This is a genomic window from Sinomonas susongensis (assembly GCF_005877005.1).
Lineage (GTDB): Bacteria > Actinomycetota > Actinomycetes > Actinomycetales > Micrococcaceae > Sinomonas > Sinomonas susongensis.
The window spans coordinates 38,699-64,876 of record NZ_SSNH01000004.1 but is presented as its reverse complement, the minus strand read 5'-3'; the positions used below and the strand labels follow the sequence as shown (position 1 = coordinate 64,876).

The following is a 26,178-nucleotide window of genomic DNA, read 5'->3' as shown; positions in this document are numbered from 1 at the left end:
GCTGCCTCGGCGGCCAGACGAGCCACTGAGAAAAGACTGACGCCGCGGTGTTTCGTCCGCTCGCGGCCGAAATTGCCCGGCCGTTACAAGTTGGCCCTGGAAATTAAGGTCGCGTGACAACTTCGTTTCGGCTGTGTTTCGTACTCTTGTGGCATGCCCAGACCTGCCTTCCGGACGCTGCTCCGCCCTGCCAGCCGGGACGGGCGCGCTCCCCGTGCACCGATTCCCAGGGACGTCTGGGTGCTCGTGGTCGCAGCCTTCGCGATCGCGATCGGCTTCGGCCTCGTGTCTCCCGTCCTCCCGCAGTTCGCGGCGAGCTTCGGGGTGGGCGCGACTGCCGCGTCCATCATCGTCAGCGCCTTCGCCCTCACCCGGCTCGTCCTCGCGCCGAGTGCGGGGAGCCTCGTCAACAGGCTCGGAGAGCGCCCCGTGTACGTTGTGGGCGTCCTGACGGTCGCCGTGTTCACGGGTGCGTGCGCGTTCGCCGGAAGCTATTGGCAGCTGCTCCTGTTCCGGGGGCTGGCCGGCCTCGGCTCGACGATGTTCACGATCTCCTCGTCCGGGCTCATCGTGCGGCTCGCTCCCCCTGAGGCCCGGGGGCGCGTGAGCGGCCTCTACGCGTCGTCGTTCCTGCTCGGGAGCATCGCTGGGCCGCTTGTCGGCGGCCTGCTCGCAGGGTTCGGGCTGCGGGTGCCGTTCCTCGTCTACGCAGGGACCCTCGTCGTCGCGGCGTCGATCGTGGGAATCCTGCTCGGCCGCGGTCCTGACGCGGTTCCGCGTACCGCGCTCCCCCCGCTCCGTCTCGTCGAGGCCCTCGAGCTTCCTCCGTATCGCGCGGCACTCGTCTCCAACTTCGCGAACGGCTGGGCCACGCTCGGGATCCGCATGGCGCTTGTTCCGCTGTTCGCGGCGCAGGCGCTGCGCGCCGCGCCGGCAGCCGCAGGGCTCGCGCTTGCGCTCTTCGCCCTCGGGACGGCTGCCGCGCTGACGTTCTCGGGACGGCTCGCCGACACGTGGGGGCGGCGTCCCCTCGCACTTTCGGGGCTGGCGTCCGCCGCGGCGGCTACGGGCGTCATGGGGCTGAGCACGAACGAGCCCGTCCTGTTCGCGCTCTCCGTCGTCGCGGGCTTCGGCGCGGGGCTCCTCAGCCCGGCCCTCCAGGCGACGGTCGCGGACACGATCGGCCGCGAGCGGAGCGGCGGCGCCCCGCTCGCCGTCTTCCAGATGGCCTCCGACGTCGGAAGCATCGTCGGCCCACTGCTCGCGGGGATCCTCGCCGACCGTGTCGGGTATGTCTGGGCCTTTGCGGCCTCGGGCGTGTGCCTGCTCCTGGCTATGCCCGTGTGGGCAGGACGCCGACGGCGGGTGCGCGCCTGAGCGGGCACCCGCCGTCGGCGGTGGGCGACGCTAGTTCAGGATCGCGTCGACGAAGCCCTCGACGTCGAACGGCGCGAGGTCGTCGGGACCCTCGCCGAGGCCCACGAGCTTGACGGGCACCCCGAGCTGCTTCTGGATCGCGACGACGATGCCGCCCTTCGCGGTTCCGTCGAGCTTCGTGAGGACGATTCCGGTGATCCGCACGACCTCCGAGAAGACCTTGGCCTGGTTGAGCCCGTTCTGGCCAGTGGTCGCGTCGAGGACGAGGAGCACCTCGTCCACCTCGGTCAGCTTCTCGATGACGCGCTTGACCTTGCCGAGCTCGTCCATCAGGCCGACCTTGTTCTGGAGGCGCCCCGCGGTGTCGACCATGACGACGTCGGCCTCCTGCTCGATGCCTGCCTTGACGGCTTCGAACGCAACGGACGCCGGATCGGCTCCCTCGACGTCCGACTTCACGGTCGGCACCCCGACCCGCGCACCCCACGTCGCAAGCTGCTCGGCCGCTGCCGCCCGGAAGGTGTCCGCCGCGCCGAGCAGCACGTCCTTGTCCTCGGCCACGAGGACTCGCGCGAGCTTGCCGACCGTCGTCGTCTTGCCGACGCCGTTGACCCCGACGACGAGGACGACGGCGGGCTTGCCTGCCTTGCGGTCGACGTTGAGGGACCGGTCGAGCGTGGGATCGACGAGCCGGACGAGCTCCTCGCGGAGCATCTCACGCACCTCGTCGGGGTTGCGGCTGCCCATGACCTTGACCCGGTCCTTGAGCGTCTCGACGAGCTCGAGGCTCGGCTCGGTGCCGATGTCGGCGAGGAGCAGCGTCTCCTCGACCTCATCCCACACGTTGTCGTCGATGCGGTCGCTCGAGAGCAGGGCAAGGAGGCCCTTCCCGAGCATGTTGTTGCTCCTGACGAGCCGCTCGCGGAGTCGCTGGAGGCGCCCCGCCACTGGGGCCGGCGTCTCGGTCGGGACTTCCTCGACCCTCGGCTGCTCGAAGGCTTCGGGGACCTCCACGGCCTCGTCGGGCTCGAGGACCGGCGTGGGGGGCTCGGCGACCGCCGTCGGCGCTCCCGTGTCGCCGCCTGCGACGTTCGGCTGGTTGGGCGCGAGGACGGGGTCGTTCGCGTCCCTCGTCCCGGTGTAGCGCACCTTCGAGCGGCGACCGCGGACGAGCCCGATGACGGACCCGGCGACGATGAAGAGCACGATCACGGCGAGGATGAAAGGCAGGAGTGCGGAGAGGTCTGTCACGAGACCTAGCTTCTCACAGGCCCTCCGGCCCCTGCGCTCCGGGAGGCGGCATCCGCCGTCATACCCGCTCGAGCTTCTGGCTCACGACCGTCGAGACCCCGTCGCCCCGCATCGACACCCCGTAGAGGGCGTCGGCGACCTCCATCGTGCGCTTCTGGTGCGTGATGACGATGAGCTGGCTCGATTCGCGCAGCTCCTCGAAGATCGTGATGAGCCGGCCGAGATTCGTGTCGTCGAGGGCAGCTTCGACCTCGTCCATGACATAGAACGGCGACGGCCGGGCCTTGAAGATCGCGACAAGCAGCGCGACCGCGGTGAGCGACCGTTCGCCTCCCGAGAGCAGCGAGAGGCGCTTGATCTTCTTGCCTGCGGGGCGTGCCTCGACCTCAATGCCGGTCGTGAGCATGTCCTCGGGATCCGTGAGGACGAGACGGCCCTCCCCGCCCGGGAACAGGCGGCCGAAGACGCGCTCGAACTGGACGGCCGTGTCGGCGAAGGCCTCCGCGAAAACACGCTGCACGCGCTCGTCGACATCCTTGATGATCGCGAGCAGGTCCCGCCGACTCGACTTGAGGTCCTCGAGCTGCTCGTTGAGGAACCGGTGCCGTTCCTCGAGTGCTGCGAATTCCTCGAGCGCGAGGGGATTGACCCTGCCGAGGGCGGCGAGATCCCGCTCGGCCTTCTTGAGCCGCTTCTCCTGCTCGGCGCGCACGAACGGAGCGCCGCCGACCGGCCGGCCCTCCTCGTCCACCTCCATGCGCAGCGAAGCCCACCTGTCGGCGCCGTCGTCCGGGATGGGGATCGGGATGTGCGGCCCGAATTCGTCGACGAGCTGCCGGGCGGAGAGACCGAGCTCCTCGATGGCGCGGTCCTGGAGGGCCTCGAGCCGCAGGGCGAGCTCGGCGCGGGCCAGTTCGTCGCGGTGGGCGGCGTCGCTCAGTTCGGCGAGCTCCTTCGCAAGGGCCTCCGTCGAGGTCCGCAGCGCGGAGAGCCGCTCGTCGAGGGCCTGGCGCCGCTCCTCGGCGGCGTCGCGTTCCTCGGCGGCCTCCTCCACGGCCCGGTCCATGGCAGCGACCCCAGCGAGCGCTGCCCCGACGACGGCTTCGGCCCGGGCTGCCTTGCGGGCCCGGTCCTCGGCCCGCCGGCGAGCCTCGGCCGCGGCCCGCCGCTCGGTGGCGGCAGCCCTCTCGAGGGACTCGGCCCGCGCCTGGACTGCACGGTGCTGCTCCTCAGCCGTGCGCAGCGCGAGGCGGGCCTCGAGCTCGGCGGCCCGAGCCGCCGTCGCCCGTTGTGCGAGCCGGTCCCGTTCGGCCGACGAAGGCTCGTCGTCCTCCTCTGCGTCCTCGGCCTCCTCCGCCGCCTCGAGACGCTCAGCCGCCAGGGCCAGCGCCTCCTGCTCGGTGTCCAGCTGGGACTGTGCGGCGGCGAGTGAGGCCCGGAGCCGCTCGTCCTCGGCGGTGGCGCCCCGGAGCTGGGCGCCGAGGGCTGCAAGGCGCTCGGCGACGGCCGCGAACTTGGCGTCCGAGTCGTGGAGGGCCGCAAGGGCGGCGTCGGCCTGTTCCGACGCCTCCCGGACGCGCTCGCGCGCGCCCGTGAGCTCGAAGCCCGCGCGTTCATGCTCGGCGACGGCGGACGCGAGCTGGGACTCCGCCTCCTCGACCTGGGCCTGGAGCTCGAGCGTCGACGGCGCACCGGCCGAGCCGCCCCTCATCGCTCCTGCCGTGAGCACGTCCCCCTGGGCCGTCACGACAGTCAGCTCGGGAATGGCTTCGAGGAGCGCCAGGGCCTGCGCCGCCCCCTCCACCGCAACCGCACCGGCAAGGAGGCGCACGACGGCGCCGCGCACCCGCGGGTCCGCCGTCACCACGGAGTCGAGCCAGCGCGCCCCAGCGGGGAGTTCGGGCCGGTCCGCAAGGCCCGACGGCGGCATGGCTCCCCCCACGAGCAGGGCCGCCTGGCCGCCGTCGTCCTCCCGCAGCCGGTTCAACGCACGGAGGGAGGACTGGGCATCCTCCATCGCGAGGCCCTCCGCGACGCTCCCGAGGACGGCCGCCACGGCCGCCTCGAACCCCTGCTCGACCCTCATGAGGGAAGGCACCGGGCCGAGGACCCCGTCGCCCGACGCGAGGACGGCCGCGCTGCCGTCCCTGCCCCGGAGCCCCGCGCGGAGGGCGTCGAGCCTGGCCTCGAGGGAGCGGCGGGCAGTCTCCGCGGCCCGACGGCGCTCCTCGATCGCGGCGAGTTCCCCTTCCGCGGCCTCCTGTCGGGCGGCGGCCTGCTCGTAGTCCGCATCGAGGCCCTCCTCGCCCTCCTCCACGCCCGCAACCTGCGACTCGAGGGCGGTGAATTCGATCTCCGCATCACGCCGCCGCTCGGCCGCGGAGGAGATCGATGCCCGGAGGCGGCCGATCTCCCCCTCGGCCGCCTCGACGCGGCTCCTCGCGGCTCCCACGGCGCCCGCGAGCCGGGCCAGGCCCTCTCGGCGGTCCGCAGAGGCGCGCAGCCGCGCGGTGTGCCGACGGTCTTCGGCAGCCGCTTCCTCCTCAGCCTCGAAACGGGCCTCGGAAGCCTCCTCGAGGGCCTCGGAGCGGACGTCGATCGCCTCGGCGAGCACGGCGAGCTCTTCGCGGGCCTCCCCGGCCTGCCGGTCGAGCCGCTCGGGATCGCGGCCGGACGGGAGGGCCTCGGACGTGCCGAGGAGGCGTCGTCGTTCCTCGGCCACGCTCGCGAGCGAACGCAGGCGCTCCCGGCCGGCGGAGAGGCGGTACCAGAGGTCACGGGCGGCGTTGAGCTTCGGGGTCGCGAGGGCCGCGGCCCGCTCGGCCTCTGACTGCTCGCGGCGCGCGGCCCCGAGCTCGCGCTCGACGTCGGCACGGCGCGCCACGAGCGCGGACTGGTCGGCGCGGTCCTGCTCGAGGGTGTCCTGCAGCCGGACTACGTCGTCGGCCAGGAGGCGCGCCTTGGCATCCCGGACGTCGGCCTGGATGGTCTGCGCGCGCCGGGCGACCTGCGCCTGGCGACCTAGCGGGCCCAGCTGGCGCCGGATCTCCGCGGTGAGGTCGGAGAGCCGCTGGAGGTTGCCCTGCATGGCGTCGAGCTTCCGGACGGTTCGTTCCTTGCGGCGCCGGTGCTTGAGGATTCCGGCGGCTTCCTCGATGAAGCCGCGGCGGTCCTCGGGGGTCGCGTGGAGGATTCGGTCGAGCTGGCCCTGCCCGACGATGACGTGCATCTCACGCCCGAGACCCGAATCGCTCAGAAGCTCCTGGATGTCGAGCAGCCGGCACGATTCGCCGTTGATCGCGTATTCGGAGCCTCCCGTGCGGAAGAGCGTGCGCGAGATCGTGACCTCGCCGTACTCGATCGGGAGGGCGCCGTCCGCGTTGTCGATCGTGAGCGAGACCTGCGCGCGGCCCAGCGGCGGCCGGCCTGCGGTGCCCGCGAAGATGACGTCCTCCATCTTGCCGCCGCGGAGCGTCTTGGCACCCTGCTCTCCCATGACCCATGCCAGAGCGTCGACGACGTTCGACTTGCCCGAGCCGTTCGGACCGACGACTGCGGTCACGCCCGGCTCGAACTCGAACGTCGTGGCGGAGGCAAAGGACTTGAAGCCTCGGATGGTCAGGGTCTTGAGGTGCAAGGGACCCGGGTTCTCCTGTCGTCGGCGGGCGCAGCCAGCGTCCGCGGAAGGCGAGTACCGGCTGGGCGCCATTCTGCCACCCGTCCCGGTCGTTTCCGCGCTGGGGCCCCTACCAGCGGGCGTTGCGCGGCGTCCGCTGGCACGTGGGGCAGCGGTACGACGAGCGGTTCATGAACGCTTCGCGCACCATGATGCTCGTGCGTCCTTCCCGGGCGCACCGCACGCACGGCTGGCCCGCGCGCCCGTACGCCGAGAGGGAGCGGTCGAAGTAGCCCGAGGCTCCGTTGACGTTGACGTAGAGCGAATCGAAGCTGGTCCCCCCTGCCTCGAGGGCGCGGAGCATGACGTCGCGGACGGCGTCGACGAGCCGGAGCGTCTCCGCCCGGCGGAGCGTGTCGGTGGGCCGCGCATAGTGCAGGCGCGCGGCCCAGAGGGCTTCGTCGGCGTAGATGTTCCCGATCCCCGAGACGAGCTGCTGATCGAGCAGGGCCCGCTTGACGCCCGTGCGGCGGGAGCGGAAGCGCTCGTGGAGCGCCTCCGCCGAGAACCACGGGTCCAGGGGATCCCTCGCGATATGCGCCGCCTCGGCCGCGATGAGCGGGAGCGGGCGGGACGCAGCTCCGCCGGGTCCGCCGTCGTCGGTCGCCACCAGCGGCACGACGGCGAGTCCTCCGAAGATGCGCTGGTCGACGAAGCGGAGCTCGGCCGGCACACCCGGGGAGTCGGAGAGCGTGAGGCGGACCTTGAGGTGCTTCTCGTCGGGCAGCTGGGCGTCCTCGACGAGGAGCTGGCCGCTCATCCCGAGGTGGGCCATGAGCGCGGTATGGGGCGGCGAGCCTGAGCTCCCGTCATCGTCGCCGTCGGCGAGCGGGAGCCAGAGGAATTTGCCGCGACGCACGGCGTCGAGCACTCGGGAGCCCTCGAGCTGCCCGCGGAAGTCTTCGGGGCCCAGCGTATGGCGGCGGACGGAACGCGGGTCCAGGACTTCGACGCGTTCGATCCGGCGGCCGGCGACCCAGGTGGACAGGCCACGGCGCACGACCTCGACCTCGGGGAGTTCGGGCAAGGCTAGACGGACCCGCCAGTGCTTTCGCGCTCGCCGGTCGGGCTCCCGATGACCCCGGACTCGTCCGGGCAGAGGACCTTCCAGGCGTCGGCCGCCGAATACTGCTCGGCCTCCTTCTTCGAGTTGCCCGTTCCGGTGCCGTAGGGGACGCCGCCGATGGAGAGGGTGGCCGTGTAGGTGCGCGCGTGGTCCGGCCCGTCGCCGACCACCGCGTAATGGATGGCGCCCAGCTGGCGGTTGGCTGCGAGCTCCTGGATGTGCGTCTTCCAGTCCGTTCCCGCGCCCATCACGGCCGCATCCTCGAGCAGAGGCCCTACGAGGCGCACGACGAGGCGGCGGGCTTCTTCGAGATCGTTGGAGATGTAGGTCGCGCCGATGAGCGCCTCCATCGTGTCCGCGAGGATCGAGGACTTGTTCTTGCCGTTCGTGACCTTCTCGCCGTGCCCGAGGTAGATGCACTCGCCGATGCCGAGTCGGCGCGCGATCCCGGCGAGCGCCCGGGTGCTGACGACGGCGGCGCGCCGCTTGGCGAGCTCGCCCTCCGAGAGGTCCGGGTACGTCCGGTACAGGTAGTCCGTGACCGAGAACCCGAGGATCGAGTCGCCGAGGAACTCGAGGCGCTCATTCGTCGGGATCCCGCCGTTCTCGTACGCGTACGAGCGATGGGTGAGGGCAAGACGAAGCGTCTCGGCGTCGATTTCGACGCCGAGACGCTTCAGAAGCTCATCGCGAGCGGGCATATCCTGGCCGGCTCACTGCTCAGGCGTCGGCGACCTTGCGGCCCTTGTACTCCTTGAAGAGCGGGGTGCCAGCGGAGTCGGTGACGACCTTCGCCTGGTGGGGAAGGCTGTAGACCACGCGGCCGTTTTCGACCGTCTTCACCAGGTTCGGCGCGGTCGCCTTCCACTGGGAGCGGCGGGCTCGGGTGTTCGAGCGGGACATCTTCCGCTTGGGAACTGCCACGGCTAACTCATTTCTCTCTTAGGGCCAACACTTAGTCATCGCTGTGCCGGTCGGGCTTGATCAGATCCGCCAATGCCGACCATCTGGGGTCTACGACCTCGTGATGGTGGCCAGGCTCGTCCGCGAGGCGGATCCCGCACTCGGGGCAGAGCCCCGGGCAGTCCTCCCGGCACACCGGCTGGAACGGCAGCATGGTCACTACTGCGTCCCGCAACACCGGCTCAAGATCGATGGAATCGTGCTCGACTCGACGTTGCTCTTCATCGTCTTCCCCGTCCGACGGCTCGCCGCCCTCGAAGGAGAAAAGCTCTTGCACATCGACGGTGAGGCCGTACTCGATGGGATCCAGGCACCGCCCGCACTCGCCGGATACATCGACGTGTGCGGTTCCCGATACCAGGATCCCCTCGTGGACAGACTCAAGCCTCAGGTCGAGGTCCACGGGGGACCCTTCCCTGACGCCGATGAGCGCCACACCGAGCTCGCTCGGTGCAGGCACATGCTCTTCGAGTGTCCGCATCGTGCCCGGGCTGCGCCCGAGGTCCTTGACGTCAAGCGTCAAGGGCGAACGATCTTCGCGCTTAATGAGAACTCCTGTAGAACATAGACCGACAAACAATCCTAGCCTGTGCGGTGCGTCAGGCCCAAACCGGCGCCTCTGGCATTCCCTGAGGGGCTGGGTTCAGCCTCATCGTCCAGAGGACGTGGCGTCAAGGCGCCCGAGCACGGACCGCGGAACGAACTCGGAGACGTCGCCGCCGAGGTCGTGGACCTCCTTGATGAGGGTCGACGAGAGGTGCACATAATGCGATTCGGCCGCAAGGAAGACTGTCTCGACCCCGGTCAGCTGGCGGTTCATGATCGCCATGGGCAGCTCGTAGTCGAAGTCCGAGGACGAACGCAGTCCCTTGACGATGGCCGAGGCACCCCGCTCATGGCAGTAGTCCGCGAGGAGCCCCGCCCCCATCGGCTCGACGAGGATGCCGCTGATCGCGCCGAGCGTCCGGCGCACCATGTCGATCCGCTCCTCGAGGGAGAACCGGTACTTCTTCGCATAGTTCGTCGACACGGCAACGATCACCTCGTCGAACTGGTTCGCTGCGCGGGCGATGACTTCGAGGTGGCCGTTGTGGATCGGGTCGAAGGAGCCAGGGCAGACGGCGCGTCTCATGCTGCCAACATAACCGAAGCCAGACGCGCCTGCTCGCTAGCATGGCTGCATGACTTCTCCTTGGCAGCGCACCGCCGCGGGCGCCAACGTACTGGGTGCGGACGGACGGCTGGGCGTGACCATCTTCGAGGAGATGACGGGGCTCGCCGTCAGGACCGGCGCCATCAACCTCGGCCAGGGCTTCCCGGATGAGGACGGCCCTGCCGTCATGGCGGAAGCGGCGCGCCGGGCGATCGCCGAGGGCTCGAACCAGTACGCGCCGGGGAAGGGCATCCCGGCTCTGAGGACGGCCGTCGCCGCGCACCAGAAGCGCTTCTACAGCCTGGACCCGGACCCGGAGACGGAGGTCATCATCACCACGGGGGCGACCGAGGCGATCGCGGCGGCCGTGCTCGCCCTCGCAGAGCCCGGCGACGACGTCCTGACGTTCGAGCCCTTCTACGACTCGTACGGGGCGATGATCGGGCTGGCCGGAGCGAACCACGTGACGGTTCCCCTGCACGCCCCGAGGTTCCAGCCGGACCCGAGCGAGCTCGAAGCGGCGTTCAAGCCCCAGACGCGCATCGTGATCCTCAACAACCCGCACAACCCGACAGGCGCTGTGTTCGGCCGCGAGGTCCTCCAGCAGATCGTGGACCTCGCTGCCCGGCACGACGCCGTCATCATCGCGGACGAGGTCTACGAGCACCTGGTCTTCGGCCGCCCCCACGTTCCGATCGCGACGCTCCCAGGGGCAGCCGAGCGAACGCTCAGCATCTCGTCCGCGGGCAAGACCTTCTCTTTCACGGGGTGGAAAGTCGGCTGGGCGACGGGCTCCGAGGAGCTCGTCGCAAAGGTCCGCACGGTCAAGCAGTTCCTCACCTACAGCTCGGGCACGCCCTTCCAGACCGCGGTCGCCCAAGGCCTCGGCCTGCCGGACGAGTTCTTCACGGGCGCCGCCGACGCACTCCGCCGGAAGCGCGACATCCTCGCGGAAGGACTCCGGAGCGCAGGCCTCACCGCCTACCTCCCCGACGGCACGTACTTCATCACCGCGGACACCGCTTCGATCGGCTTCGACGATGCCCTCGACCTCGCGCGGAGGCTTCCCGAACTCATCGGCGTCGCGGCGATCCCCGTCTCGGTCTTCTGCCACGAGGAGGGCGCGCGGCGGACGCGGTCGCTCCTGCGCTTCGCGTTCTGCAAACGCGAGAGCGTCCTCGAGGACGCCGCTGCGCGCCTCGCAGGCCTCAGCAGGCTCGTGTGAGCCAAGAGCTGTGAGCCCAGAACGCTACCTCGCCAACATCGGGACCCACGCGACGATCTCTCCCGACGACCTCGTCGACGGCGCCTTCGTGCTCTCCATCGGCGGCGCCGAGCAGTCCCATGTGGACCTCGCCCACCCGGAACACGTCTTCTACGCGTACCTGCGCCGGATGGCCAACGTGCTGGACCTGCTCGCCGCGCCCGGCGAGCCGCTGCGGGTGCTCCACCTCGGCGCGGGAGCGCTCACCCTCGCCCGATACCTCCAGGCGACCCGGCCCGGTTCCCCCCAGATCGCGGTCGAGCTCGAGCGCGAGCTGCTGGACTTCGTCCTCGAACGGCTCCCCCTGCCGCAGGGCACCATACTGGAGACCCGCATCGGCGACGCCCGCTGGGAGCTCGCGGACCTGGCGTCCCGGGGGCCGTTCGACGCCGTCGTGCTCGACATCTTCTCGGGTCCGGAGGCACCAGCGCATATCGCGCACCGGGACTTCTACGCGGAGGCAGCCACGCTTCTCGCACCCCGAGGGGCGATGCTCGTGAACATCGGCGACGATCCGCCGCTCACGCTCGTCCGGTCCCAGCTCGCCGCCATGCAGAGCGTCTTCGTGGACGTTGCGGCACTCAGCGAGCCGGAGATGTTCGAGGCGCGCTACCCGGGGAACATCGTCGCGGTGGGCTTCATGAGTCCTCCGGACCCCGCATGGGCCGCGGCGCTCGTAGCCGCTGGCCCCCATCCGACCGCCGTGCGCCACGGCGTCGAGCTGGACGGCCTCGTCCGATGACGGCGGTCAGCTCGCGAGCTTCTGCTCGGCCAGACGCTTGACCCATTCGGGCGTCTCGCGCTTGAGACGCTCGTCCAGGACGACTCGGAGCTTCGCGGCTGCGATCTGGACCCGCCGGTCGGATGATCCCGGGCGCCGCTCATGGCTCTCCACGGACTCCTCCTGCTTCGGCGTCTGGCCGCTGTGCTCGGTCATCGCTCCCCCGTGGTGCCTTCCGCCCTGTCCGGGCCTTCATGGATCGGGCCGTCGTCATACGGCTTGCTCCTCTCCAGTATCCCCCGGATCCTCGTCGCCGCCCAGCTCTTCGTCGAGTCCCTCGGCCTCGGCCTGCGCGATCGGGTCGACCCAGACGGCGTCGAGGAGCATGAGCTCCTCGTCGCTCGCGATCAGATCGCTCTTGGCGAGGCTCGCGAGGACCATCGTGGCCATCGTCTGCATCTGCGGGTCCGGGTGGACGGAAGCCTCGAGCGCCCACTCGGTGCGCCGCCAGAATTCGGACCGCCGGTCGGCGTAGGAACGCTGCCGGATCGTGCGCAGCCCGACGACGGCCGCGACCACAGCCGCCGCGAACGTCCCTACGGGTGCGAACGCCGAGATGATCTCCCACCATTGGGGTGCGGCCGCGGCGGCCTGATCGAAGTACCTCACGCGCGGGCGCCCGCCACGGCTGAGCCGCCCTCGCCGTCGGCCGCCTCCCGTCCGTCGGCTGCCGGCTCCGCGAACCACAGGCGCGTCTCGCCGTATTTCCGGTCCCCGTAGCGCACGAGACCGTCGGGCCACGAGGGCTCGGGCGAGCGGGCGGAGCGTTCGACGACGACGAGTCCGTCCGGCGCGAGGCGGTCGGCGACCGCTCCGAGCACGGCGGCCAGCGGGTCCTCCCCCAGCGGGTAGGGCGGGTCCATGAGGACGAGGTCCCAATGCGGACCCGGCGGGACGCGCTCGAGGAACGAGCTCACCTTCGAACGGTGGACCGTCACGGCGCGCCGGCTCACGGCGTCGTTGACGGTCCGGGCGTTGCGCTCGCACGCCTGCGCCGCCTTTGCCTCCGACTCGACGAGCTCCACAGTCGAGGCGCCCCGGCTCGCGGCTTCGACTCCGAGCGCCCCCGATCCCGCATAGAGGTCGAGCACGCGCGCCCGTGCGATCATGCCGAGCGCGTCAAGCCGCGAGAACAGTGCTTCCTTGACCCGGTCGGTCGTCGGCCTCGTCGCCGAGCCCGGCACGGCCGCCAGGGGGACGCCGCCGACGATACCGGAGATGATCCTGCTCATAACGCAATATCCTTACCCACGTTCGAGGAAGACCTCCCTCTCGGGCCCGAGATAGTCCTCGATGGCAGCGGCGAGCTCGGAGTGCCGGTCCAGGTCCGGATCCTCGGCGACCACCGCGAGCGCGTCCTCCCGCGCGTTCTCGATGACCTCGCCGTCGCGGAGGACCCGCAGGAGCCGCAGCGTCGAGCGGCGGCCCGACTGGCTCGCGCCGAGGATATCGCCCTCGCGGCGGAACTCGAGGTCCTTCTGTGCCAGTTCGAAGCCGTCGGTGCTCGCCGCCACGGCGCTGAGCCGCTCGCGGCTCGGGTGCCCCGGTTCGAGGCGCGTCACGAGAAGGCAGGTGCCGGCGTGCCCGCCCCTGCCGACGCGTCCGCGGAGCTGGTGCAGCTGGGCTATGCCGAACCGGTCTGCGTCGAGGATGACCATGAGCGTCGCGTTCGGCACGTCTACCCCGACCTCGATCACGGTCGTGGCAACGAGGATCCCCGTCTCTCCCGCAGCGAACGCGCGCATCGCCGAGGCCTTCGCCTCAGTGTCGAGACGACCATGGAGAGCACCGATCCGGACCCCCTCGAGCGCCGGCTCGCCGCAGAGCTGCTCGGCGACCTCCGCGACCGACGCGGGCTGGATGTCCGGAGCGACGGGCGAAGCCGCCAGGGCCGTCCCTCCCCACGTCGCGTCGTCGAGCGCGTCGAGGTCGCCTTCGTCTCCCCCGCCGGCACCGATCGTGGGGCACACGACGTAGACCTGCCGCCCGGCGTCGACCTCTTCCCGCGCCCTCTGCCAGATCCGCCGCTCCCACGCCGGGTTCTCGACCAGGCCCACCGTGTGCGTCGCGATGGGCGAGCGCCCCGCGGGAAGCTCCCGCAGGACAGACGTCTCGAGGTCGCCGAAGACAGTCATGGCGACGGTCCGGGGAATGGGAGTGGCCGTCATGACGAGGAGGTGCGGGGTCGCGAGGCTCTTGGCGCGCAGGGCATCCCGCTGTTCGACCCCGAACCGGTGCTGCTCGTCGACGACGACGAGCCCGAGGTCCGCGAACTGCACGTGCTCCGACAGGAGGGCGTGGGTGCCCACGACGATTCCCGCCTGGCCGCTCGCCGCTGCGAGAAGGTTGCGCTTCTTCTCACCCGCCGACTGGGAGCCGGTCAGGAGGGCGACCTCGACGCCCTCGTCTCCTGACGCGCCCAGCAGCCCGTCCCGCAGGAGGGGGCCGAGCGTCGCTCGGATCGACGCGTAGTGCTGCGCCGCCAGGACCTCGGTCGGGGCCAGGAGCGCCGCCTGCCCGCCGTCGTCGGCCACCTGGAGCATCGCCCGCAGCGCCACCACCGTCTTGCCCGAGCCGACCTCGCCCTGCAGGAGGCGGTTCATCGGGTGGTTCTCGGCGAGCTCCCGGGCGAGGACCTCGCCGACCTCCCGCTGGCCCCTCGTGAGCTCGAACGGGAGCTGGCGGTCGAACGCCTCGAGCAGGCCGCCGCGCCGGGCGGGGCTCGGGCGTGACGGAAGCGCGGCGTGCTGGGCCTTTCGGCGGGCGAGCGCCGTCTGGAGGACGAGCGCCTCCTCGTACCGGAACCGCCTCTGGGCGGAGCGCCACGCGCCGTCGTCCTCGGGCTCGTGGATCATCCTGTACGCGTCGTGCACTCCCGGCAGGCGGTACTTGAGGCGGAGATCCGCGGGAAGCGCCTCCGGCAGGGAGTCCGGGCCGAGCTGCCCGAGCACGGTGCCGACCGCCTTCGCAATCGTCCAGCTCGGGATCGAGGCCGTCGCGGGATAGACCGGGATGGGGCGGCCCGCGAGCCGGGCGGCGGCCTCGGCGTCGAACTCGTCCGGGTCCAGCAGCTCGTAGATCGGATTGGTCAGCTGGAGCTTCCCGCGGTAGAGGCCGACCTTGCCCGAGAACATCGCGATGACGCCGCGGGTCAGCTGCTTGGCCGCCTGGTACCCGTTGAAGAACGTGAGGGAGAGGGTGCTCGGGCCCTGAGCCTCGCCCGGCCGGTCGCCCACGAGGACTTCCGTGATGCTTCCCTTGCGGGTCGCCATGCGGCGGTTGGACGCCGAGACGACCTGGGCGACGAGCGTGACGTCCTCGTCGAGGGGCAGCTCGCGGATCGGCGTGAGCTCGCCGCGGGCGAGGTACCGCCGCGGGAAGTGGTCGAGCAGGTCGCCTGCCGTCGTGATCCCGAGCTGGTCGGCGAACTTCTTTCCGCTGCGAGCCCCGATGAGGCGGTCGAGCGGAGTGCTGCGATCAGCGGGCATGGTCCGAATGGAGCTCGGTGAAGGAGATCTTCTCGGGCTCGCCCGCGCGGCGGATCTCGGCGAGGGCGGCCTCGGGGTCGACCACGTGCACGTGGACCCTCCACCGGACGAACCCGGAATCCTCGTCGAGAGGGCCCAGCGGGCTCATGATGACCGACTCGCCGAGCTCGTCGAGGCGGTGGCGGAGGCCCGCAGCGTCCAGCGGGCTCAGCGTGATGGTGCACATGAGCTCGACGCCCTGGGCGGGAGGCTGCTGGGCGTGGATGTGCGGGTCCTGGACCGCGTAGCCGTGGAGCCTGTCGAAGATCTGGTCCCCGAGGCCCTCGCCGATCACTGCCGCCCGGAGTGCTCCCAGGACGAGCAGGAGTCCGACCGCCCCCGCATCGACCACGCGGGCGTCGTGCAGGGTCGGCAGCTGGCCCTCGGTGTCGACGACGGCGCCTACGGCCGCCTCGACAATGGCGTCGATCGTCCGGACCAGGACGGCGTTGCTGTGCGGGGTCTCGCCCGCGTCGGCGAGCTCCGACGCGCTGGCGGCCGCGTCGGCGGCGGCGGCCAGGACCGAGAGCATGGTGCCCTCGACGGGTTCACTCAGCGCCGACCAGGCCCGGATGCGGCACCGGTGGAGCGATTCGGCAAGCAGGGGGCCGCTCAGCCGGGACTGTCCGGCGAGGGGCACGGCGAATGCGTCGAGGAAGACGGCGAACAGGGTCCCGGAGTTTCCCCTCGCCTCCTCCATGGCGGCCTGGCCTGCCGCGCCGACGACGACGCCGAGGTCCTGGCTGTCCGCGGCCATGGCCGCCTGCGCCGCGGCATGTGCGGTCAAGTAGAGGTTGGTGCCCGTGTCTCCGTCCGGAACGGGGAAGATGTTGATCGCGTCGAGGCGGTCGCTGTGATTCGCGAGCACTGTCTCCGCCATGCCGAGCCAGCGGCGCATCGCCGCGGCGTTCGACGCCGTCTTCGCGGCGTTTCTACTTGGCAAAGTGGTCCCATCCCCTCGTCGCCGCCGGCGTTCCGCCGACGGACACTCCAGGCTCTCCACCGTCGGCAGGCATCACCGAGCCTATCGCAGCGAAGCCGTGTGGGAGCTGTGCGTCGGCAGGGAAGGCCGCAAGGAGGCCGTGGTCCTCCCCGCCGCCCAGGACCCAGTCGAGCGGATCGACTCCCACCACCTCCGCCGCGTGCCCGAGCGCCTGTGCCCGGAGCGCGAGGGCGTCCGGATCCAGGTCCAGGCGCACACCGCTCGCAGCGGCGAGCCTCATCCCGTCGCGGAGGAGGCCGTCGGAGAGGTCCAGGAGCGCGGTCGCTCCCGACGACGCCGCGGCGGGTCCCGCCTCGAGCGGCGGCACTGGGCGGCACTGGCGGCCGACGAGCTCCCGGAGCGCGGCGTCGAGGCCCTCGTACGCGGGCCCGTGCTCGAGCAGCGCGAGCCCCGCGGCGGCGGAGCCGAGCGAACCCGCGACGGCGAGCGTGTCGCCGACTTGGGCGCCGCTCCGCAGGACGGGCTGCCGGCCGTCGAGGGTGCCGAGGACAGTCGCGGTGACCGAAAGCTCGCTGCCCCGGCCCAGATCACCTCCCGCGAGCGCGCACCTGCTTGCCCCCAGGCTTCGGACCGCGTCGAGGAGTCCGGACGCGAGGTCCTCGACCCAGCCGACCGGCGTCGCCTGCGGGAGCGTGAGGCTCACCACGATGCCCGTCGCGGCGGCTCCCATGGCGTTGATGTCGCTCAGGTTCTGCGCCGCGGCCTTCCATCCGACGTCGTATCCGGTATGGGCGTAGCCGTTCGGCCAGACGAGCCGGAAGTCGGCGTCCTGCGTCAGGGTGTCGGTGCTCACGACGACGCGACCGTCGGGCGCGGCGAGCACCGCAGCGTCGTCCCCGGGGCCGAGGAGCGCTGAGGGGCCGGCGGCGAGGCGGGGCAGGATCCGATCGAGGAGCTCGCCTTCGCTCAGGTCGCCGACGGTCAGGGGCAGCGGGGACGTGCGCACCGTTCCAGCCTAGTAGTCTGGAAGGGACGGTCGTCCGTGCCGGACACGCCCCCACCACAAGTTCTGAGGAGAACCATGCCCCGCAGCCGTCGCCGCGCAGCAGTCCTCGTGCGCGCCACGGCGCTCACATCGGCCCTCGTGCTGGGCGCGTCGCTTTCCGCGTGCAGCGCGGCGGTCTCGGTCGATCCCGCCCCCGACGCCGCGAATCCTGCGTGCGCACCCGAGATGATCGCGATGCCGGACACGCTGGCGGGCGCCGCACTGCGGACGACGACGAGCCAGGCCACCGCGGCGTGGGGCGACCCCTCGGCCGTCATCCTCCGCTGCGGCGTCCCGACCCCGGGGCCGACGACGGATCGCTGCCTCACCGTCAACGGCGTCGACTGGGTGATCAAGGACCTCACGACGGCGAGCGCTTCACCGGCGGCGTCGCCGTCGTCGTCCGCTCAGCCCACGCCCTCGGCCTCCGGATCCGCCGGGCCGGCCCCGACGCCCTCCGCGCAGCCAACGGAAGGGCCCAACGACACCTACCTCCTCACGACCTTCGGGCGCACGCCGGCCACCGAGCTCGTGATCGACACCTCGAAGGTCAGCTCGGCGACGGTCCTCGCGACGATCGCATCGGCCGTGGCCAAGGTCCCGCAGACCAAGAAGTGCGTGGGTGACTCCGAGGTCGCCCAGCTCCCGCAGGGCTGACCGGCCGGTTTGGGCCCGGCGCCGGCTCAGCTCACCGCAGGCCCGTGGGCCGTTCCAGTGCGAGCTGGATCAGCTCGTCGATGAGGTCGTGGTAGGAGAGTCCGGTCGCTGCCCACATCTGGGGGTACATGCTGATGGGCGTGAAGCCGGGCATCGTGTTGATCTCGTTGATCACGAGCTCCCCGTCGGGCGTGTAGAAGAAGTCGACGCGGCTGAGGCCCTCCGCCGAGACCGCATCGAACGCCCGCGCTGCCTGCTCCCGCACCTCGGCGATGACCTCGCCGGGCAGGTCGGCGGGGCAGCTCAGGGCCGCAGCGCTTGCCTCGACGTACTTGGCCTCGAAGTCGTAGAACGTGTGCGCCCCGCCCTGGACGACGATCTCGCCCGGCAGGGAGGTCCGCGGTGCATCGCTCCCCCGGCCCTCGAGCACTCCGCACTCGATCTCCCGGCCCGCGATCGAGGCCTCAACCACGATCCGCAGGTCGTGGCGCCGGGCTTCGGTGATGGCCGCGTCGAGCTCGTCCTCGCGCTCGACGCGGGTGATGCCGACCGATGAGCCTGCCCGGCAGGGCTTGACGAACACGGGGTAGCCCAACGCACCGATGGCATCCCGGACCGCCTGCGGGTCGCGGCGCCACTCCTTGTCCGTCACCGCCACGTAGGGACCGACCTTGAGGCCGGCGGCCTCGAAGGCCACCTTCATGAAGTGCTTGTCCATGCCGACCGCCGAGGCGAGCACGCCTGCGCCCACGTACCGGACGTCGGCCAGCTCGAGGAGCCCCTGGATGGTTCCGTCTTCGCCGAAGGCGCCGTGCATGAGCGGAAAGACGACGTCGACCTCGCCGAGTTCACGCGGGACTTCGTTGGGCCGCGTGACGACGAGCCCAGGCCGGCCCGGGCCGCCCGCAAGCTGCACCGTCTCCGAACCCGCGCGGACCTCGGGCATGGTGCCCGAGTTGAGCGCCCACTGCTGCCATTCGCCGTCGGAGAGCACCCACTGGCCGTCCTTCGCGATCCCGATGGGGACGACGTCGTACTTGTCCCGGTCGATCGCGTTCATGACGCCTGCGGCGGTCACGCAGCTGACGGCGTGCTCGCTCGAGCGGCCGCCGAACAGGAGCGCGACGCGGATCTTCCGGCCGGGGCTGGGGTTGGGCACGCTATTCGCCTTCCGATTTGAGCTCCCGCGCAAGCAGGAGCGACTCAAGCTGGTCGACACCGACGCGGCCGGCCAGAACGGCGACGACAGCCTCGGTGATGGGCATCTCCACACCGACGCGCCGGGCGAGCTCACGGACCGCAGGTGCGGACTTGATGCCCTCGGCGACCTGCGTCATGTGGTTCGCGAGCTCGTCGACGCTCAGCCCCTGGCCGAGGAGCGTTCCCGCAGTGTGGTTCCGCGAGAGCCTCGATGCGCAGGTTGCGACGAGGTCGCCGAGCCCTGCGAGCCCGGCGAGCGTGTGGGGGTCGGCGCCGAGGGCCACGGCAAGGCGGGTCGTCTCGGCGAGGCCGCGCGTCATGACGGAGGCCTTCGTGTTGTCTCCCATGCCCTTGCCCTCGCAGATGCCGACGCACAGTGCGATGACGTTCTTGACGATGCCGCCGATCTCCGCGCCGACCACGTCGTTCGACGTGTAGGGGCGGAAGTACGGTGCCGTGCAGACGCGCGCGATCCGGCGGGCGAGCTCCTCGTCGGCGCAGGCAACGACGGACGCCGTGGGCTCCCTCCGCGCGATCTCCATGGCGAGGTTGGGCCCGGAGAGCACCGCGATGCGGGCGGGAGCGATTCCGGTGACCTCGGCTATCACCTCGGTCATCCGCAGGTCGGTGCCGACCTCGAGGCCCTTCATGAGGGACATGACGACGGCGTCGGCCGGGATGAGGCTGCGCCACTGCTCGAGCTGCGCACGCAGCGACTGGGCCGGAACGGCGAAGACGACGAGCTGGGCCCCCGCAAGGGCTGCCGACGGATCCGTCGTCGCCCTGATGCCTTCGGGCAGTTCGATGTCCCCGAGGTAGCGGCCGTTCCGGCGGCGGTTGATGTCCGCGATCGTCTCCGGATTGCGTCCCCAGACCCGGATGCTGCGCGGAGTGGCGTGGGCGGCGGCCGCATCGGCGAGGACCTTCGCGAAGGTCGTTCCCCAGCTCCCCGCCCCGAACACGGCAACGTCCGTGATGTCCTCGGCGGCCTCGTGCGCCTGCGACGCCCCGCCTGCGGCGAGCCCAGCGCTCACGCGGGGATCCCGCCGTCGTTCGCTCCTGCACCCTTCAGGGGATCCGTGCCGTTCAGGGGATCCGTGCCGCGCTCGACGTCCCGGCCGTGCAGGCTCTGCTGATGCGCCGACGGGTCCCAGCGCTCCCCCGGCGGTTCCTCGCCGCGAAGCTCCGCGAGGAGGGCCGTGATCGCGTCCATGATCCTCTCCGTGGCGGCGACGAGGGTGGACTTGTCGAGCGGCCGGCCCTCGAACTCGCTCAGGTCGACGGGCTCGCCCACGAGCACCCGCACGCGCTTTCGCGGCCAGACGTGGAAGCGCTTGGCGTAGCGCGGGAAGACTTCCTGGGCACCCCAGTGGGCGATCGGCACGACCGGGGCTCCGGTCTTGAGCGCGAGGCGCGCGGCGCCGGTGTGGCCCTTCATGGGCCACAGATCTGGGTCTCGGGTCAGCGTGCCCTCCGGGTAGATGAGGATGGCACCGCCCTCGTCGAGGACTTCGCGTGCCACCTCGAGGGACCTCCCCGCGCCGGTGCCGCTGCGGTCCACGGGGATCTGCTTCGTCCCCTGCATGACCTGCTTGAGCACGGGCGGCTTGAAGAGCCCTGCCTTGGCGAGGAAGTGCGGCGGCCGGCCCTGGCTGTAGAGCATGTGCCCCACGACGAGCGGGTCGATTTCCGTGCAGTGGTTGGGGCAGGCGATGAATCCTCCCTCGGGGAGCCGATCCGTCCGCAGCCAGGCCCTGCCCATGAGCGCATTCATGATGGGCCGGACCACCGCACCCGCGAACGCGAAGGCGATCCGCTCGCTCGTGCTCTCCGACGCGGCCCCGCGCTTCACGCCGCCCCCTCGAGGAGGTCGAAGTCCGCTCCGAGCGATTCGAGCTTGTCCGTGAAGTGCTCGTAGCCGCGCTTGATGACGTCGACTCCCGTAGCGCGGGACGTTCCCTGGGCCGCGAAGGCGGCGATGAGGTGGCTGAATCCGCCGCGGAGGTCCGGCACGTCGAAGTCGGCCCCGTGAAGGCTCGTCGGCCCCGAGATGACCGCCGAGTGCAGGAAGTTCCGCTGCCCGAAGCGGCACGGGACGCTTCCAAGGCATTCGCGGTGCACCTGGATGGCAGCGCCCATCCTGCGCAGCGCCTCGGTGAAGCCGAAGCGGTTCTCGTACACGGTCTCGTGCACGATCGAGACGCCCTCGGCCTGGGTGAGCGCGACGACGAGCGGCTGCTGCCAGTCGGTCATGAAGCCGGGGTGGACGTCGGTCTCGACGACGAGCGGCGAGAGCTTTCCGCCCCGGTGGTAGAAGCGGATCCCGTCGTCCCTGATCTCGAGCCCGCCGCCGAGCTTCCTGAAGGTGTTGAGGAAGGTCATCATGTCCCGCTGGAGCGCACCCTCGACGAAGATGTCGCCCTTCGTGACGAGGGCCGCCGAAGCCCAGGACGCCGCCTCGTTGCGGTCCGGGAGCGCGGTGTGGGTGAAACCACCGAGGGAGCGGACACCCTCGATCCGGATGGTCCGGTCCGACTGGATCGAGATGAGCGCCCCCATCTTCTGGAGCACCGCGATGAGGTCGACGATCTCCGGCTCCGTGGCCGCGCCCTTGAGCTCGGTGATGCCCTCGGCCTTCGTCGCGCTCAGCAGAACCTGCTCGGTGGCTCCGACGCTCGGGTATGGGAGGGAGATCTTGGCACCCTTGAGACCCTTCGGCGCCGAGATGCTGATGCCTCCGGGGCGCTTGTCGACGACCGCCCCGAACTGCCTGAGGACGCCCAGATGGAAGTCGATCGGGCGGTCGCCGATGCGACACCCGCCGAGGTCCGGGATGAACGCCTCGCCGATGGCGTGGATGAGCGGCCCGCAGAAGAGGATCGGGATCCTCGAATCGCCTGCGTGGGCGTCGATGTCGGCGACGCGCGCCGTGCGCGCGTTCGAGGGATCGAGCGTGAGGTTCCCCGCGCCGGCGTCCTGCTGGATCTCCACTCCGTGGAGCTGCAGGAGGTTCCGCACCACCTCGACGTCCTTGATGTCCGGAACGTTCCCGAGCACGGAGGGCTCATCGCCGAGCAGGGACGCGACCATGGCCTTCGGCACGAGGTTCTTGGCTCCCCGGACGGTCACCCGCCCCGAAAGCGGCACGCCACCGCGGATGGTCAGGACACTGCTCATGGATGTTGCTTCCTCACTGCTCGCCTGGCCGCACACCGGGCCGCGGACCCTGCTAAGCATAGAAGCTCGCCCCTCGGCGCGCGAAACACCGCGTGCGCGCGCCGCCCCGGCCGGGCGGCGCGCGCAGGCTCAGTTCCGGACCGGGAGGGTGGTGGGCTTGAACGAGGGCCGCTTCGCCTCGTACGCCGCGATCTCGTCCTCGTGCTGGAGCGTCAGCCCGATGTCGTCGAGGCCTTCGAGGAGGCGCCACCGCGTGTAGTCGTCGATCTCGAACGGCGCCACCAGATTGCCGCACGTCACGGTCTTCGACTCGAGGTCGACCGTGATCTGGGTGCCCGGGTGGTTCTCGAGCTCCTTCCAGATCAGCTCGACGTCGTCCTGGGCGACGACGGCGGCCAGGAGGCCCTGCTTGCCGGAGTTGCCGCGGAAGATGTCCGCGAAACGTGAGGACAGCACGACGCGGAAGCCATAGTCCTTGAGCGCCCAGACGGCGTGCTCGCGGGAGGAGCCGGTGCCGAAGTCAGGGCCGGCGACGAGCACGGAGCCGCGATTGAACGGCTCCTGGTTCAGGATGAACGACTCGTCCTTGCGCCAGCTCGAGAACAGCGCGTCCTCGAAGCCGGTGCGCGTGACCCGCTTGAGGAACACGGCGGGGATGATCTGGTCGGTGTCCACGTTGCTCTGGCGCAGCGGGACACCGATCCCGGTGTGGGAGGTGAACTTCTCCATGGCGGGCTTCCTGTCTTGAAGGGTATGTGGTCCCGGGGAGCCCCGGCTCAGGCGGAGTGGCCGCTCGTCCCGGCTGCGGCGGGCACCGCGCCGAGGTCCGACGGCGAGGAGAGGGTCCCCCGGATCGCCGTCGCCGCGGCGACGACGGGCGAGACGAGGTGGGTGCGGCCGCCCTTGCCCTGACGGCCTTCGAAGTTGCGGTTGGACGTCGAGGCGCACCGCTCGCCCGGAGCGAGCTGGTCCGGGTTCATGCCCAGGCACATCGAACAGCCGGCGAAGCGCCATTCGGCGCCGAAGTCCTTGAAGACCTGGTCCAGGCCCTCAGCCTCGGCCTCGAGGCGGACGCGTGCGGAACCCGGAACGACGAGCATGCGCACGTTCGGGTCCTTCTGGCGCCCGCGGATGATCTCGGCCGCGGCCCGCAGATCCTCGAGGCGGGAGTTGGTGCACGAGCCGAGGAAGACGGTGTCGACCCGGATGTCCTTCATCGGAGTTCCCGGGGCCAGGTCCATGTACGTCAGGGCGCGACGCGCGGCCGCCTTGGCGTTCTCGTCGGCGAACGAATCGGGGTCGGGCACGGACTGGGAGAGCGAGACGCCCTGGCCCGGATTCGTGCCCCACGTGACGAACGGCTCGAGCTCGTTGGCGTCGAGGAAGACCTCCGCGTCGAAGACTGCGTCGTCGTCGGTGTGCAGGGTGTTCCAGTACTCGACGGCGGCGTCCCACTCCTCGCCCTGCGGGGCGTGCGGACGGCCCTTCATGAAGGCATAGGTCGTCTCGTCGGGAGCGACCATGCCGGCCCTCGCGCCGGCCTCGATCGACATGTTGCAGATCGTCATGCGCGCCTCCATGGACAGCGCGCGGATTGCGGAGCCGCGGTACTCGAGGACGTAGCCCTGGCCGCCGCCGGTGCCGATCTTCGCGATCACGGCGAGGATGATGTCCTTCGAGCTCACGCCCGGCCTGAGCTTGCCCTCGACCGTGATGGCCATCGTCTTGAACGGCTTGAGCGGCAGCGTCTGCGTGGCCATGACGTGCTCGACCTCGGAGGTGCCGATTCCCATGGCGAGCGCACCGAACGCTCCGTGCGTGGAGGTGTGCGAGTCGCCGCAGACAATCGTCAGGCCGGGCTGGGTGAGGCCCAGCTGGGGTCCGACGACGTGCACGATCCCCTGCTCCTTGTCCCCCAGGGGATGGAGGCGGACGCCGAACTCCTTGCAGTTCGCGCGCAGGGTCTCGATCTGCGTCCTGCTCGTGGGGTCCGCGATCGGCCTGTCGATGTCGAGCGTCGGGGTGTTGTGGTCCTCCGTCGCAACCGTCAGGTCGCGGCGCCTGAGCGGACGGCCGGCGAGGCGGAGGCCCTCGAACGCCTGGGGGGAGGTCACCTCGTGCACGAGGTGCAGGTCGATGTAGAGGAGGTCGGGCTGGCCGGCCTCGCCTTTGCGCACGACGTGCGCGTCCCAGACCTTCTCGGCCAGAGTGCGTCCCATGGCCAGCTCCCTTCGGTTCTCTTCCGCGCCGCAGGCGCCTCTACACCAGTCCAGCAGGACGCTGGCGATCGGGCCAGTCCACGGACTTGCATCTCAGATTTTGAGACAGCAATATCAAGCTATGGACAATTCTAGTGGCGTAGGCGTGATCGACAAGGCTGCGATGGTGCTCGATGCACTCGAGGCAGGACCGACGACTCTGGCCCAGCTCGTCTCGGCAACCGGACTCGCCCGGCCCACGGTCCACCGGCTTGCCCTCGCCCTCGTCCACCACCGCCTCGTGGCCCGCGACATCCAGGGGCGGTTCGTCCTCGGCTCCCGTCTCGTCGAGCTCGCCTCGGCCGCCGGCGAAGACCGGCTCATCGCCGCGGCTGGCCCGATCCTCGTCCAGCTCCGCGACGCGACCGGAGAGAGCGCCCAGATCTTCCGCCGCCAGGGCGACTGGCGTGCCTGCGTCGCGTCGGCCGAGCGCCCCGTGGGACTCCGCGACACCATTCCGGTCGGCACGCAGCTCACCATGAAGGCCGGCTCGGCCGCTCAGGTCCTGGTCGCGTGGGAGGACCACGACCGGCTCCTGGAAGGCCTCAACAACGCGCGCTTCACCCCGACGGTACTGGCGGGCGTGCGACGCCGGGGCTGGGCCCAGTCTCTCGGGGAACGCGAGCCGGGGGTCGCCTCCGTGTCGGCGCCTGTCCGAGGTCCGTCCGGCCGGGTCATCGCTGCCGTCTCCATCTCCGGCCCCATCGAGCGCTTGACGCGCCAGCCCGGGCGTCAGCATGCTGAGGTCGTCTGCAGCGCCGCCCGCCTCCTCACGGAGGCACTGCGCAAGGGAAACGACTGAGACCTCGCCGAAGGAGGCCCGCATGACCGCTTACGCCGTCTTCCTGAGGGGCGTGAACGTGGGCGGGATCAACCTCAAGATGGCCGAGGTCAAGGAGACCCTCGCCGAACTCCCGGTGACGGATGTCTCGACCCTGCTGGCGAGCGGGAACGCCGTCCTCCGTTCGGAGCTCCCAGCGGACGCGCTCAAGGAAGCAGTCCAGAACGCGCTCCGGGAGCGATTCGGCTACGACGCATGGGTCATCGTCGTCCCGGCCGACGACCTCGACGACATGGTGGGCGCCTGTCCCTATCCTCCCGACGACGCCTCGACCCACACCTACGTGACCCTCTCGACGGACCCAGCCGCGCTCGACGAGCTCTGGGACGTTGCCGAGAACGCGGGCACCGAGCACGCCCGCCTCTCCCCGACCGCCACGGCCTGGCTTGCGCCGGTCGGCGGAACGCTCGACAGCGCGATGTCGAAGGCGACGGCGAAGGCCAGGTTCAAGGCCACGACGACGACGCGCAATCTGCGCACGATGCTCAAGATCCAGGCCGCGGCGCAGAGGCTCGCGGGCTAGGACCCGAAGACAGCAGAACGCCCCCGGCTCAGAGAACCGGGGGCGTCCGTGGCAGTGACCCCAGCGGGATTCGAACCCGCGTTACCGCCGTGAGAGGGCGGCGTACTAGGCCGCTATACGATGGGGCCTCACTGCACCTCCACCCGGACGCCTCGCGGCGTCGTATGAAGGCTTGACGAAGGGTCCGGCGGAAAATCCACGGACCCACGTGACCCCAGCGGGATTCGAACCCGCGTTACCGCCGTGAGAGGGCGGCGTACTAGGCCGCTATACGATGGGGCCGTGTACTTTACCTGACCGTCAGACCCGCCGCTCGCTCACGGGGCATCAGGAGCTGGGATACCAGGACTCGAACCTAGAATGACGGTACCAGAAACCGTAGTGTTGCCAATTACACCATATCCCAAGGTGTCTTCCGGACTCGGACCCCCGCGAATCGTTCGATCCGACGCGCTCCGTGCCCTTCAGCACGAGTA

The 26,178-nt window shown here is 70.6% G+C and carries 25 protein-coding genes and 3 tRNA genes; 6 read left to right on the top strand and 22 right to left on the bottom strand.

Translation table 11 applies throughout. The annotated features are described in order from the left end of the window. Positions 1-153 precede the first annotated feature (153 nt). The gene (locus E6A21_RS06835) at positions 154-1,377 is read left to right on the top strand and encodes an MFS transporter (RefSeq protein ID WP_138443403.1); all 1,224 of its coding nucleotides are present in this window, start codon (positions 154-156) and stop codon (positions 1,375-1,377) included. Positions 1,378-1,407: 30 nt separating this feature from the next. Here E6A21_RS06835 and ftsY read toward each other — a convergent pair whose 3' ends face one another. The 7 genes from ftsY to coaD form a co-directional block, all read right to left on the bottom strand. Next, positions 1,408-2,628 carry a signal recognition particle-docking protein FtsY gene (gene ftsY, locus E6A21_RS06830; RefSeq protein ID WP_138443402.1) on the bottom strand — a complete coding sequence of 407 codons (1,221 nt, stop codon included), beginning with the start codon at positions 2,626-2,628 and terminating at the stop codon, positions 1,408-1,410. A gap of 58 nt (positions 2,629-2,686) precedes the next feature. Beyond that, positions 2,687-6,265: a chromosome segregation protein SMC gene (gene smc, locus E6A21_RS06825; protein ID WP_171041299.1), complete on the bottom strand. Its 3,579-nt coding sequence runs from the start codon at positions 6,263-6,265 to the stop codon at positions 2,687-2,689. A gap of 109 nt (positions 6,266-6,374) precedes the next feature. After that, positions 6,375-7,331 carry a bifunctional DNA-formamidopyrimidine glycosylase/DNA-(apurinic or apyrimidinic site) lyase gene (mutM, locus tag E6A21_RS06820; protein WP_138443400.1) on the bottom strand — a complete coding sequence of 319 codons (957 nt, stop codon included), beginning with the start codon at positions 7,329-7,331 and terminating at the stop codon, positions 6,375-6,377. Positions 7,332-7,333: 2 nt separating this feature from the next. Next, positions 7,334-8,071, bottom strand: coding sequence for a ribonuclease III (gene rnc / locus E6A21_RS06815; protein WP_138443399.1), 738 nt, complete (start codon positions 8,069-8,071; stop codon positions 7,334-7,336). A 19-nt stretch (positions 8,072-8,090) separates the two neighbouring features. Continuing rightward, a complete protein-coding gene (rpmF, locus tag E6A21_RS06810) occupies positions 8,091-8,294 on the bottom strand; it encodes a 50S ribosomal protein L32 (RefSeq protein ID WP_138443398.1) in 204 nt (67 codons plus the stop codon). Positions 8,295-8,325: 31 nt separating this feature from the next. Further along, positions 8,326-8,856: a YceD family protein gene (locus E6A21_RS06805; protein ID WP_138443397.1), complete on the bottom strand. Its 531-nt coding sequence runs from the start codon at positions 8,854-8,856 to the stop codon at positions 8,326-8,328. A 126-nt stretch (positions 8,857-8,982) separates the two neighbouring features. Next, entirely contained in the window at positions 8,983-9,465 is a 483-nt protein-coding gene (gene coaD / locus E6A21_RS06800) for a pantetheine-phosphate adenylyltransferase (protein ID WP_138443396.1), read from the bottom strand. Between the two features lie 49 nt (positions 9,466-9,514). Here coaD and E6A21_RS06795 point away from each other — a divergent pair, with 49 nt between their 5' ends. After that, a complete protein-coding gene (locus tag E6A21_RS06795) occupies positions 9,515-10,711 on the top strand; it encodes an aminotransferase class I/II-fold pyridoxal phosphate-dependent enzyme (protein WP_138443395.1) in 1,197 nt (398 codons plus the stop codon). Positions 10,712-10,721: 10 nt separating this feature from the next. After that, a complete protein-coding gene (locus E6A21_RS06790) occupies positions 10,722-11,492 on the top strand; it encodes a spermidine synthase (protein WP_138443394.1) in 771 nt (256 codons plus the stop codon). A gap of 6 nt (positions 11,493-11,498) precedes the next feature. Here E6A21_RS06790 and E6A21_RS06785 read toward each other — a convergent pair whose 3' ends face one another. The 6 genes from E6A21_RS06785 to E6A21_RS06760 are packed head-to-tail and all read right to left on the bottom strand — an operon-like array spanning position 11,499 to position 17,007. Beyond that, entirely contained in the window at positions 11,499-11,687 is a 189-nt protein-coding gene (locus E6A21_RS06785) for a hypothetical protein (RefSeq protein ID WP_138443393.1), read from the bottom strand. Between the two features lie 54 nt (positions 11,688-11,741). Continuing rightward, entirely contained in the window at positions 11,742-12,140 is a 399-nt protein-coding gene (locus tag E6A21_RS06780; protein ID WP_138443392.1) for a hypothetical protein, read from the bottom strand. After that, a complete protein-coding gene (gene rsmD, locus E6A21_RS06775) occupies positions 12,137-12,763 on the bottom strand; it encodes a 16S rRNA (guanine(966)-N(2))-methyltransferase RsmD (protein WP_138443391.1) in 627 nt (208 codons plus the stop codon). The genes E6A21_RS06780 and rsmD overlap by 4 nt, the downstream gene beginning before the upstream one ends. A 12-nt stretch (positions 12,764-12,775) precedes the next feature. Continuing rightward, positions 12,776-15,019, bottom strand: coding sequence for an ATP-dependent DNA helicase RecG (locus tag E6A21_RS06770; RefSeq protein ID WP_138443390.1), 2,244 nt, complete (start codon positions 15,017-15,019; stop codon positions 12,776-12,778). Beyond that, positions 15,009-15,956, bottom strand: a complete 948-nt coding sequence (locus E6A21_RS06765) for a DAK2 domain-containing protein (RefSeq protein WP_138443612.1) — start codon at positions 15,954-15,956, stop codon at positions 15,009-15,011. The genes E6A21_RS06770 and E6A21_RS06765 overlap by 11 nt, the downstream gene beginning before the upstream one ends. A gap of 34 nt (positions 15,957-15,990) precedes the next feature. After that, complete coding sequence (locus tag E6A21_RS06760; RefSeq protein ID WP_246036250.1) at positions 15,991-17,007, bottom strand: thiamine-phosphate kinase; 1,017 nt, start codon at positions 17,005-17,007, stop codon at positions 15,991-15,993. 75 nt (positions 17,008-17,082) lie between these two features. Between E6A21_RS06760 and E6A21_RS06755 the strand changes: the two genes are divergently transcribed. Then, positions 17,083-17,703: a DUF3515 family protein gene (locus E6A21_RS06755; protein ID WP_138443389.1), complete on the top strand. Its 621-nt coding sequence runs from the start codon at positions 17,083-17,085 to the stop codon at positions 17,701-17,703. Positions 17,704-17,734: 31 nt separating this feature from the next. Here the strand turns inward: E6A21_RS06755 and E6A21_RS06750 are convergent, their stop codons facing one another. The 6 genes from E6A21_RS06750 to leuC form a co-directional block, all read right to left on the bottom strand. Continuing rightward, positions 17,735-18,862 carry a D-alanine--D-alanine ligase family protein gene (locus E6A21_RS06750; protein WP_138443388.1) on the bottom strand — a complete coding sequence of 376 codons (1,128 nt, stop codon included), beginning with the start codon at positions 18,860-18,862 and terminating at the stop codon, positions 17,735-17,737. A gap of 1 nt (position 18,863) precedes the next feature. Then, positions 18,864-19,880, bottom strand: a complete 1,017-nt coding sequence (locus E6A21_RS06745) for an NAD(P)H-dependent glycerol-3-phosphate dehydrogenase (protein WP_138443610.1) — start codon at positions 19,878-19,880, stop codon at positions 18,864-18,866. A 53-nt stretch (positions 19,881-19,933) separates the two neighbouring features. Next, entirely contained in the window at positions 19,934-20,677 is a 744-nt protein-coding gene (locus tag E6A21_RS06740) for a lysophospholipid acyltransferase family protein (RefSeq protein WP_138443609.1), read from the bottom strand. Between the two features lie 74 nt (positions 20,678-20,751). Then, on the bottom strand, positions 20,752-22,080 hold the full coding sequence (gene murA / locus E6A21_RS06735; protein WP_138443387.1) for a UDP-N-acetylglucosamine 1-carboxyvinyltransferase: 1,329 nt from the start codon (positions 22,078-22,080) through the stop codon (positions 20,752-20,754). A gap of 129 nt (positions 22,081-22,209) precedes the next feature. Next, positions 22,210-22,809 carry a 3-isopropylmalate dehydratase small subunit gene (gene leuD, locus E6A21_RS06730; RefSeq protein WP_138443386.1) on the bottom strand — a complete coding sequence of 200 codons (600 nt, stop codon included), beginning with the start codon at positions 22,807-22,809 and terminating at the stop codon, positions 22,210-22,212. Positions 22,810-22,856: 47 nt separating this feature from the next. Further along, complete coding sequence (leuC, locus tag E6A21_RS06725; RefSeq protein WP_138443385.1) at positions 22,857-24,299, bottom strand: 3-isopropylmalate dehydratase large subunit; 1,443 nt, start codon at positions 24,297-24,299, stop codon at positions 22,857-22,859. Between the two features lie 121 nt (positions 24,300-24,420). Here leuC and E6A21_RS06720 point away from each other — a divergent pair, with 121 nt between their 5' ends. Continuing rightward, complete coding sequence (locus tag E6A21_RS06720; protein ID WP_138443384.1) at positions 24,421-25,140, top strand: IclR family transcriptional regulator; 720 nt, start codon at positions 24,421-24,423, stop codon at positions 25,138-25,140. A gap of 22 nt (positions 25,141-25,162) precedes the next feature. Further along, complete coding sequence (locus tag E6A21_RS06715) at positions 25,163-25,702, top strand: DUF1697 domain-containing protein (RefSeq protein ID WP_138443383.1); 540 nt, start codon at positions 25,163-25,165, stop codon at positions 25,700-25,702. 55 nt (positions 25,703-25,757) lie between these two features. Here E6A21_RS06715 and E6A21_RS06710 read toward each other — a convergent pair. The 3 genes from E6A21_RS06710 to E6A21_RS06700 form a co-directional block, all read right to left on the bottom strand. Continuing rightward, positions 25,758-25,830 (bottom strand) — tRNA-Glu (locus tag E6A21_RS06710). Between the two features lie 81 nt (positions 25,831-25,911). Further along, positions 25,912-25,984 (bottom strand) — tRNA-Glu (locus E6A21_RS06705). 52 nt (positions 25,985-26,036) lie between these two features. After that, a tRNA-Gln gene (locus E6A21_RS06700) sits at positions 26,037-26,108 on the bottom strand. Positions 26,109-26,178 lie beyond the last annotated feature (70 nt).